7 protein-coding genes and 5 pseudogenes are annotated in these 7,888 nt (G+C 61.6%); 9 read left to right on the top strand and 3 right to left on the bottom strand.

All coding sequences use genetic code 11. The annotated features are described in order from the left end of the window. The coding region (locus P0D89_RS49650; RefSeq protein WP_459252684.1) for a dioxygenase family protein at nucleotides 1–347 on the top strand (347 nt) is incomplete at its 5' end. A 42-nt stretch (nucleotides 348–389) separates the two neighbouring features. Here the strand turns inward: P0D89_RS49650 and P0D89_RS49645 are convergent. Next, on the bottom strand, nucleotides 390–641 hold the full coding sequence (locus P0D89_RS49645; protein WP_408369691.1) for a transcriptional regulator: 252 nt from the start codon (nucleotides 639–641) through the stop codon (nucleotides 390–392). 223 nt (nucleotides 642–864) lie between these two features. Between P0D89_RS49645 and P0D89_RS49640 the strand changes: the two genes are divergently transcribed. The 8 genes and pseudogenes from P0D89_RS49640 to P0D89_RS49605 all read left to right on the top strand — a co-directional run bounded on the left by P0D89_RS49640 (nucleotide 865) and on the right by P0D89_RS49605 (nucleotide 7,501). Beyond that, the gene (locus P0D89_RS49640; RefSeq protein ID WP_408369688.1) at nucleotides 865–1,047 is read left to right on the top strand and encodes a hypothetical protein; all 183 of its coding nucleotides are present in this window, start codon (nucleotides 865–867) and stop codon (nucleotides 1,045–1,047) included. Nucleotides 1,048–1,053: 6 nt separating this feature from the next. Continuing rightward, nucleotides 1,054–1,224 (top strand): annotated as a pseudogene (locus P0D89_RS49635) (ankyrin repeat domain-containing protein); the annotation flags it as partial. A 160-nt stretch (nucleotides 1,225–1,384) separates the two neighbouring features. Continuing rightward, nucleotides 1,385–3,544 (top strand): annotated as a pseudogene (gene fdnG / locus P0D89_RS49630) (formate dehydrogenase-N subunit alpha); the annotation flags it as partial. Further along, nucleotides 3,542–3,962 (top strand): annotated as a pseudogene (locus P0D89_RS49625) (formate dehydrogenase N subunit beta transmembrane domain-containing protein); the annotation flags it as partial. The pseudogenes fdnG and P0D89_RS49625, both read left to right, overlap by 3 nt. Next, the gene (locus P0D89_RS49620; RefSeq protein ID WP_408369679.1) at nucleotides 3,952–4,578 is read left to right on the top strand and encodes a formate dehydrogenase subunit gamma; all 627 of its coding nucleotides are present in this window, start codon (nucleotides 3,952–3,954) and stop codon (nucleotides 4,576–4,578) included. The pseudogene P0D89_RS49625 and the gene P0D89_RS49620, both read left to right, overlap by 11 nt. Before the next feature lie 200 nt (nucleotides 4,579–4,778). After that, the gene (fdhE, locus tag P0D89_RS49615; RefSeq protein WP_408369676.1) at nucleotides 4,779–5,711 is read left to right on the top strand and encodes a formate dehydrogenase accessory protein FdhE; all 933 of its coding nucleotides are present in this window, start codon (nucleotides 4,779–4,781) and stop codon (nucleotides 5,709–5,711) included. 16 nt (nucleotides 5,712–5,727) lie between these two features. After that, nucleotides 5,728–6,399 (top strand): annotated as a pseudogene (locus P0D89_RS49610) (L-seryl-tRNA(Sec) selenium transferase); the annotation flags it as partial. 127 nt (nucleotides 6,400–6,526) lie between these two features. After that, nucleotides 6,527–7,501: a cysteine synthase A gene (locus P0D89_RS49605; protein WP_408369694.1), complete on the top strand. Its 975-nt coding sequence runs from the start codon at nucleotides 6,527–6,529 to the stop codon at nucleotides 7,499–7,501. 34 nt (nucleotides 7,502–7,535) lie between these two features. Here the strand turns inward: P0D89_RS49605 and P0D89_RS49600 are convergent, their stop codons facing one another. Both P0D89_RS49600 and P0D89_RS49595 read right to left on the bottom strand, forming a co-directional pair. Then, nucleotides 7,536–7,670, bottom strand: coding sequence for a hypothetical protein (locus P0D89_RS49600; RefSeq protein WP_408379172.1), 135 nt, complete (start codon nucleotides 7,668–7,670; stop codon nucleotides 7,536–7,538). 53 nt (nucleotides 7,671–7,723) lie between these two features. Continuing rightward, nucleotides 7,724–7,843 (bottom strand): annotated as a pseudogene (locus P0D89_RS49595) (IS110 family transposase); the annotation flags it as partial. Nucleotides 7,844–7,888: the final 45 nt, after the last annotated feature.

Below are 7,888 nucleotides of genomic sequence, written 5' to 3'. Positions count from 1 at the left end.
GGACACGATGCAGGGCGGTGTCCGGGGCTTTGCTCGATTTCTGGCACGCTAATGACGCCGGGGAATACGACGTCGACGGGTTCCGGCTGCGTGGTCACCAATTCGCCGACAGCGAGGGACGCTATCGCCTCGAGACCATCGTGCCGGGTCTGTATCCGGGACGCACACGACACTTCCATGTGACGGTGCAAGCGCCGAACGGGCCCACCCTCACGACCCAACTTTACTTTCCGGGCGAGCAGCGCAACGCTCGCGATTTCCTGTTTGGTCGCCGACTGCTGATGACGATCGACGACCATGGCGGGCGCAAGGCAGCCCGGTTCGATTTTGTGCTCGCGTTCGCGTAGCGCAGGTCACGGATTTCGATGGCGCCCGTGATTTCATTCCGGTCAGCCGAAGACGCCCGCGTCGAGATCTCTCGTGAAATGCTGTAGCCAATCGCTTTCATCGCATAACGGGTGTTCCTTCGTAACCTGCGTCGATAGCCTGGTTATGCAGATATAGCCCTGTAGACCGCAGTTCTCGTCACTCTTGGGGTCTGTCGTGTCGGTTTCCCGAAGATCGAAATCTCCTTCTGCCAAACCGTTGCGCTGCAAGGTCGCGAGAAAATCTTTGTGTTCATCTGGTTCGATCAGGCGCATGTTCGTCCCCCGATGTGTTCAACGGAGATATCGTCAGCCGATGCCAGTATGCTCTCGCCCGCCGCTTTCGGCTCGAGCCGGGCCGACTCGGTCTCATCAAACGCGCCATCGTTGTATAGACTTGAGCTAGGCGGGGGAGCTCCCCAGCGAAGCGGGTCTTCCAGGTCGTGATGAAACGCGAGTCACACCGCAACTCATTCATGATCGCCTCGCGCGAGGCCCCGTGGTCGAGCAGCAAGATCAGCCGCGCACGTCGCACTTGACCTACGGCCATGGTGCGACTGCGCTGCATCGCCATCAATCCCTCGCGCTCGGCTTCGCTCAGATTCATCTTGTCCATGCACCGTTAGATCAGCGCAATTTCAATGGTTTAACTGACGAGTGTCATGAGTTAGAAGTTTATTGAATTATTAACCTGACCGCGCTGATGTGGGCCGCCGGCTACGATCATCCGCACACGATCAAGCTGCTGCTTGCGCGCGGCGCCGATCCGGCGCTGCGCGACAACCGCGGGATGACCGCCCAGGACATCGCCGCGCAGACCGGCTCAGGTCGCGCGGCCGTGCTGTCGTCCGCGCACTAGCGAACCGCTTCGGCATCCTCAGCGAGCGCACGCTCCCGCTTCACCACTTCATCTGGTATGCCAAGTGAGGGTTTTTCCGCTGGCCACCCGACAGAATATTCGAAAATCGCTATCTATACTGGTAGTTGATGCACAACGTCTACGTCCGAGGGCCGCCACCATGGTCAATTTGACGAGGCGCCAGTTCCTGAAGGTCACCGCCACATCGCTGGCCGGATCGAGTATCGCCCTGATGGGCTTCTCGCCGGAACCAGCGCTCGCGGAGGTGCGGCAGTACAAGCTGGCGCGTACCACTGAAACCCGCAACACCTGCCCGTATTGTTCAGTGGGTTGCGGCGTCCTGATGTACGGTCTGGGCGATGGCGCAAAAAACGCCACGGCCAGCATCATCCACATCGAAGGCGACCCGGATCATCCGGTCAATCGCGGCACGCTATGCCCGAAGGGCGCAAGCCTGATCGACTTCATTCACAGCCCGAGCCGTCTGACCCATCCGGAATATCGCGCCCCTGGTTCCGACAAGTGGCAGCGCATCTCGTGGGAAGACGCGCTCGATCGCATCGCAAAGCTGATGAAAGAAGACCGCGACGCCAACTTTGTCGAGTCGACGGACGACGGCAAGAAGGTCAACCGGTGGCTGACGACCGGTATGCTGGCCGCGTCGGCGAGCAGTAACGAGGTCGGTTACCTGACGCACAAGGTGGCCCGCAGCATGGGGCTACTGGGCTTCGACAACCAGGCGCGTGTCTGACACGGCCCGACGGTGGCAGGTCTTGCCCCGACGTTTGGCCGTGGTGCGATGACGAATCATTGGGTCGACATCAAGAACGCGGACATCATTCTGGCGATGGGCGGCAACGCCGCCGAGGCACACCCGTGCGGCTTCAAATGGGTCACGGAGGCAAAGGCCCACCGCAAGGCGCGCCTGATCGTGGTCGACCCGCGCTTTACGCGGACTGCATCGGTCGCGGACTACTACGCGCCGATTCGCACCGGCACCGACATCGTCTTCCTGGGCGGCATCATCAATTACCTGCTGACGAATGACAAGATCCAGCACGAGTACGTGCGCAACTACACGGACCTGTCGTTCATCGTGCGAGAGGACTTCGCGTTCAGCGACGGGCTCTATTCGGGTTACGACGCCGACAAGCACGGCTACCCCGACAAATCGACGTGGGACTACGAGCGCGGCGACGACGGCTTCGTGAAGGTGGATGCGACCCTGCAACATCCGCGTTGTGTGTACAACCTGATGAAGCAGCACTACGCGCGCTACACGCCGGAGATGGTCGAGAAGACCTGTGGCACGCCTAAGGATAAATTCCTGAAGGTGTGCGAGATGCTGGCGTCCACCGCGTCGCCGATTCGCGCCGCCACCATCATGTATGCGCTCGGCTGGACCCAGCATTCGGTCGGTTCACAGATGATCCGCACCGGTGCGATGGTGCAACTGCTGCTCGGCAATATCGGCATCGCGGGTGGCGGGATGAATGCGCTGCGCGGGCACTCGAACATCCAGGGACTGACGGACCTCGGACTGTTGTCGAACCTGCTGCCGGGGTACATGACGCTGCCGTCGCAAGCCGAACAGGACTACGAGGCATACATCACGAAGCGTGCGCCGCAACCGTTGCGCCCGAACCAGTTGAGCTACTGGAAGAACTATCGAAGCTTCTTCGTTAGTCTGATGAAAGCATGGTGGGGCGACGCGGCGACGGCCGCGAACAACTGGGGCTTCGACTACCTGCCGAAGCTCGACAAATCGTACGACATGTTGCAGGTGTACGAGTTGATGGACCAGGGCAAGGTAAACGGCTACATCGCACAGGGCTTCAATCCGCTTGCTGCCGCGCCGAACAAGGCGAAGATGACCGCTGCTTTTTCGAAGCTGAAGTGGTTCGCGATCATGGACCCGCTCGCGACCGAGACGTCGGAGTTCTGGAAAAACCATGGCGAGTTCAACGACGTCGATGCGTCGAAGATCCAGACCGAGGTGTTCCGGCTGCCGACCAGTTGCTTTGCCGAAGAGCGCGGCTCGCTCGTCAACTCGGGGCGCGTGCTGCAGTGGCATTGGCAGGGCGTCCAGCCGCCGGGCGAAGCGAAGAGCGACCTGGAGATCATGTCGGGGTTGTTCCTGCGCATCCGCAAGATGTATCAGGACCAGGGCGGCAAGTTTCCGGACCCGATCGTCAATCTGACCTGGCCGTATGCCAACCCGGCAAGTCCGACGCCTGAAGAGCTGGCGATGGAATATAGCGGCAAGGCGTTGGCCGACCTGACCGATCCGAAGGACCCGGCCAAGGTGCTGGTGAAGAGGACCTGTCCGACTGGCGCGATCGTGTTCGGCACCAAGGACGACATGAAGCAGCACGCGGCGGAGCGCCTGCATCGAGGACCTGAAGGGACGCGGTTTCGAGCACGCGGGCTTGTACGATCCGCCCGGCGTCGGCGGCACGCACGTGATGTACGTGCTGCACCACGCGGACAAGCCTTCGCTGTATCACGGGCTGCCGGACAATCCGCGGATCAGCCCGATGGTGCAGTTGTGGAAGGGCATTGCGAAACCGCTTGCACTGGCCGGCATTGCGTTGGCGGCGCTGAGCGGGTTTTTCCATTACACCCGGGTTGGGCCGAATGATGTGACGGAAGACGACGAGCAGGCAGCGCGCGATGAAGCACGGCGGATCAAGGACCAACGCGGGGGCCAAACTCAGGAGCACGCAGATGAAGCATGATGACCCGAACCTGATCGTGCGCTACTCGCCGAACGAGCGCACGAACCACTGGATCACTGCGATCACATTCGTGCTGCTCGCGTTGTCCGGTCTTGCGCTGTTTCATCCGTCGATGTTCTGGCTGACGGCGCTGTTCGGCGGTGGGCAATGGACGCGTATCCTGCATCCGTTTGTCGGCGTGGTGATGTTCGTGTCGTTCCTGATGCTTGCGTTGCGTTTCTGGCATCACAACTATCTGGACAAGAGCGACATCCAGTGGCTCAGGCAGATCGACGATGTGCTCGCTAACCAGGAGGACAAACTGCCTGAGATCGGCCGCTACAACGCCGGACAGAAGCTGCTATTCTTTGTAATGGTGGCTTGTCTGGTGCTACTGCTGGCAAGCGGAATCGTGATATGGCGGCGGTATTTTTCGTTTTTTTTCCCGATTGACGTGATTCGCCTCGCGGCGGTCGTGCATGCGATTGCAGCGTTTGTTTTGCTCGTCGGGATTGTCGTGCATGTTTATCCCGCCCTTTGGGTCAAAGGGTCCATCGGCGCGATGGTGCGCGGAACCGTTACCCTCGGGTGGGCCAGGAAGCATCATCCTCGGTGGTTTCGGGAGAGTGTTAAGTAATTTTTTTGCCGCGCAGGAGAACACGCGCAGCAGCAAAAAAACACCTCGGCTGCCACAGAAAGCAGACGCCCCAAACAAGTGGCAACGCCAATAGAAAACCAGAGTTAGCAGAAAGCCTGCACAGCAAAAAGCTTGCGCAGCAAAAACAACGCACCCCACCAACAACTGATAGTTTTCCCGTTCCATGAGGCACCCACCCCGTGGTGCAACGAATTCTAGAACCTGGTCAGATCGAATCGCTCGATCATTCGGCTATTCCACGTATCCGCCTGCCGGAGCGGGCCACGCTATTCGCGACGCGCGCGTCGCGCCTGCGCAAGCTCGCAGACAGCAATCCGATCGGCGGCTATTTGCGCCTGATGGCCTCGCTGGCCGATGCGCAACAGCAGGTGCTGGCAAACTTCGAAGCGCACAAACCGTCCGCCGAGGCGATCGCGCATGCACTGCAGCATTCGATGCCGCTGGTGCCAGCGCTGTCGCCCGAGCGTGATCCGGCGTGGCAGGCCGTGCTGCATCATCTGCTCGATGGCGTCGAAGCGGCAGGCGCCGTGACAGCGACGCTCGGAAAGGTGCTCGATGGAATGCGCGCGAAAAGCGCAGAAGAACTCGACACCCAGGCCGATGCGGTCCTCGCCCAGCGCTACGCTGAAATCGAGCCGGCTACGGCGCCGTTCACCATGGCGGCGTTGCAGGTGGTCTGGACCGATCTTGCAAGCCGGCTCGATCCGCGCGACATCCCGTATCTCGACACGCCAGGCGTCTGCCCGGCGTGCGGCGGCCAACCGGTGGCGAGCATCGTGCGCGTCGGCGGTCAGTATCAGGGCTACCGGTACCTGCAATGCGGCCTGTGTGCGAGCGAATGGCACATGGTCCGCACGAAGTGCTCGAATTGCGATTCGACCAAAGGCATCGCGTATCACGGCATCGAAGGCGGCAACGAAGCGTTGAAGGCCGAATCGTGCGACGAGTGCCATACGTATCGCAAGATCGGCTATCAGGAGAAAGACTACGACTTCGAGCCGCTCGCCGACGATCTCGCGAGTCTCACGCTCGATCTGTTGATGAACGAAGCGGGCTATCAGCGCAGCGGGCCGAATCCGCTGCTTTGGCCCGAAGTGCCGTCGGATGCATAAGCGGGAGAAGCAGGGCGTGAGCGAAGTATCGGGGAGTGAATTGAATGCGCTGCTGGCGCACGTAGCGGCGGTTGAGCGCGTGATGCAATCAGCAGCGGTGCAGCCGTTGCTCGGCGAATATGGTCGCACGCAGGTCGTCGACGCGGCGCGCGCCACGCTGGATGCGTTGCGGCGCGATTTGCAGGACGCTGCCGTGAACGCAGGCGGCGCGGCGGCTCGTGCCAGTGTGCGATCCGCAGCCTCGTGCGATGAAACGCAGATCGCTGCACAGGCCGGCCGCGTGCTGGCTGCGCGTGCGCAGACCTGTCTGCACACGGTGTTCAATCTCACCGGCACGGTGCTGCACACGAACCTGGGCCGCGCGCTGCTGCCCGACGAAGCCGTGCGCGCGGTGGTCGAGGCGCTGACGCGTCCGGCGAACCTCGAGTTCAATCTTGTCATGGGCAGTCGCGGCGACCGCGACGACCTGATCGACGAACTCATCTGCGAGTTGACTGGAGCGGAAGCCGCGACCGTCGTGAACAATAACGCGGCCGTGGTGCTGCTGACCCTGTCGGCGCTGGCGTTGAAGAAAGAAGTGATCGTGTCGCGCGGGGAACTGGTGGAGATCGGCGGTGCATTCCGTATTCCCGACATCATGTCGCGCGCCGGTGCCAGGCTGCGCGAAGTCGGCACGACGAATCGCACGCAATCCTCTGCCCGAACCGGCACGCTGCCGCCTGGCGACCCGGGCAGGGGTGGCGTCAACCGGGTTTATCGACCTATTCTGGGTGCATGCGCCGTTCATCACGATTGATCGCATGGAAGGGGACATCATGAATGTACAGCATGGTTTCACCGGCTGCATTGGCAACACGCCGCTGATCCGGCTTGCGAAGCTCAGTGCCGAAACAGGCTGTGAAATTCTCGGCAAGGCGGAATTCCTGAATCCGGGCGGATCGGTAAAAGACCGCGCAGCGCTCTATATCATCCAGGACGCCGAGCGGCGTGGCGTGCTCAAGGCGGGCGGCACGGTGGTGGAGGGCACCGCCGGCAATACCGGCATCGGGCTGGCGCATATCTGCGCCGCGCGTGGTTATCGTTGCGTGATTGTCATTCCGGAAACCCAGTCACAGGAAAAAATGGAACTCCTGCGCGTACTCGGCGCGCAGGTGCGGCCGGTCCCGGCGGTGCCGTACAAGGATCCCGACAATTATCAGAAGATCGCCGGCCGTCTGGCGCAGGAGATCGGGAACGCTATCTGGGCCAACCAGTTCGACAACCTCGTGAACCGGCAGGCCCACTATGAAACCACCGGGCCGGAAATCTGGCGCGACACGGCTGGCACGGTGGACGCTTTCGTGTGCGCCACCGGGACTGGCGGCACGCTCGCAGGCGTTGCGCGTTTTCTCAAGGAACAGAATCCGGAGGTGAGAACAGTGCTGGCCGACCCGCACGGCAGCGGGCTATACAGTTTCGTGAAAACGCACGACATCAAGGCCGAAGGCAACTCGATCACGGAGGGCATTGGCTCCAGCCGTGTCACCGCCAACCTGGAAGGCACGCCTCTGGACGACGCGGTGCGCATCGATGACCAAAGTTGCGTCACGATGGTGTATCGCCTGCTGCGGGAGGAGGGGCTGTTCGTGGGCGGGTCCAGCGGCATCAATGTAGCGGCGGCCGTCTGGCTGGCGCGGCAGATGGGGCCCGGGCACACCATCGTCACGTTGCTGTGCGATCGTGGCGACCTGTACTTTGCCCGCCTGTTCAATCCTGTGTGGCTGCGGGAAAAAGGCCTGGTACCGGGCTGATGGACTCACCTCGCATATGACCAGAACGGGGCGTTCAGTTCGCACTCGGGCGGAACGTGATCGTGACATCGGCGGGCGCCGTGCCGTTGTCGTCGAGCGGCATCGGATCGGACCTCGCTCCAGGGCGCGCCCGGGGCGCGGCGGTCAGTTGCGGCTGCCTCCAGACCATCGTCCTGGCTTCGGACGCGTCCAGTAAGGTTCAGTTCTGGTGAGCGGTTTGCATCATGCCGTCGCGTCCATCGACCCCCAGCGGAAGTCGGAGCCATCTACCCACATCTTGTGCTGAAGAACGGCAAGTTTGCGGGCCACGGCGACCACACCCCGGCGATGACCTCGGCTCTTGGGGTTAAGCCACGATACGCGTTCGTCGACAGCTCAAACTACAGG

Origin of the sequence: Paraburkholderia sp. RL18-085-BIA-A (assembly GCF_046027075.1) — a bacterium.
GTDB lineage: Bacteria > Pseudomonadota > Gammaproteobacteria > Burkholderiales > Burkholderiaceae > Paraburkholderia.
This window is presented reverse-complemented; position numbering and strand designations above follow the sequence as displayed.

What these genes read in the sequence shown, in the direction of transcription:
- P0D89_RS49605 (WP_408369694.1), top strand. Translation starts at nt 6,527, where the DNA reads ATGAATGTACAGCATGGTTTCACCGGCTGCATTGGCAACACGCCGCTG.
- P0D89_RS49645 (WP_408369691.1), bottom strand. Translation starts at nt 641, where the DNA reads ATGCGCCTGATCGAACCAGATGAACACAAAGATTTTCTCGCGACCTTG.
- P0D89_RS49600 (WP_408379172.1), bottom strand. Translation starts at nt 7,670, where the DNA reads ATGGTCTGGAGGCAGCCGCAACTGACCGCCGCGCCCCGGGCGCGCCCT.
- P0D89_RS49620 (WP_408369679.1), top strand. Translation starts at nt 3,952, where the DNA reads ATGAAGCATGATGACCCGAACCTGATCGTGCGCTACTCGCCGAACGAG.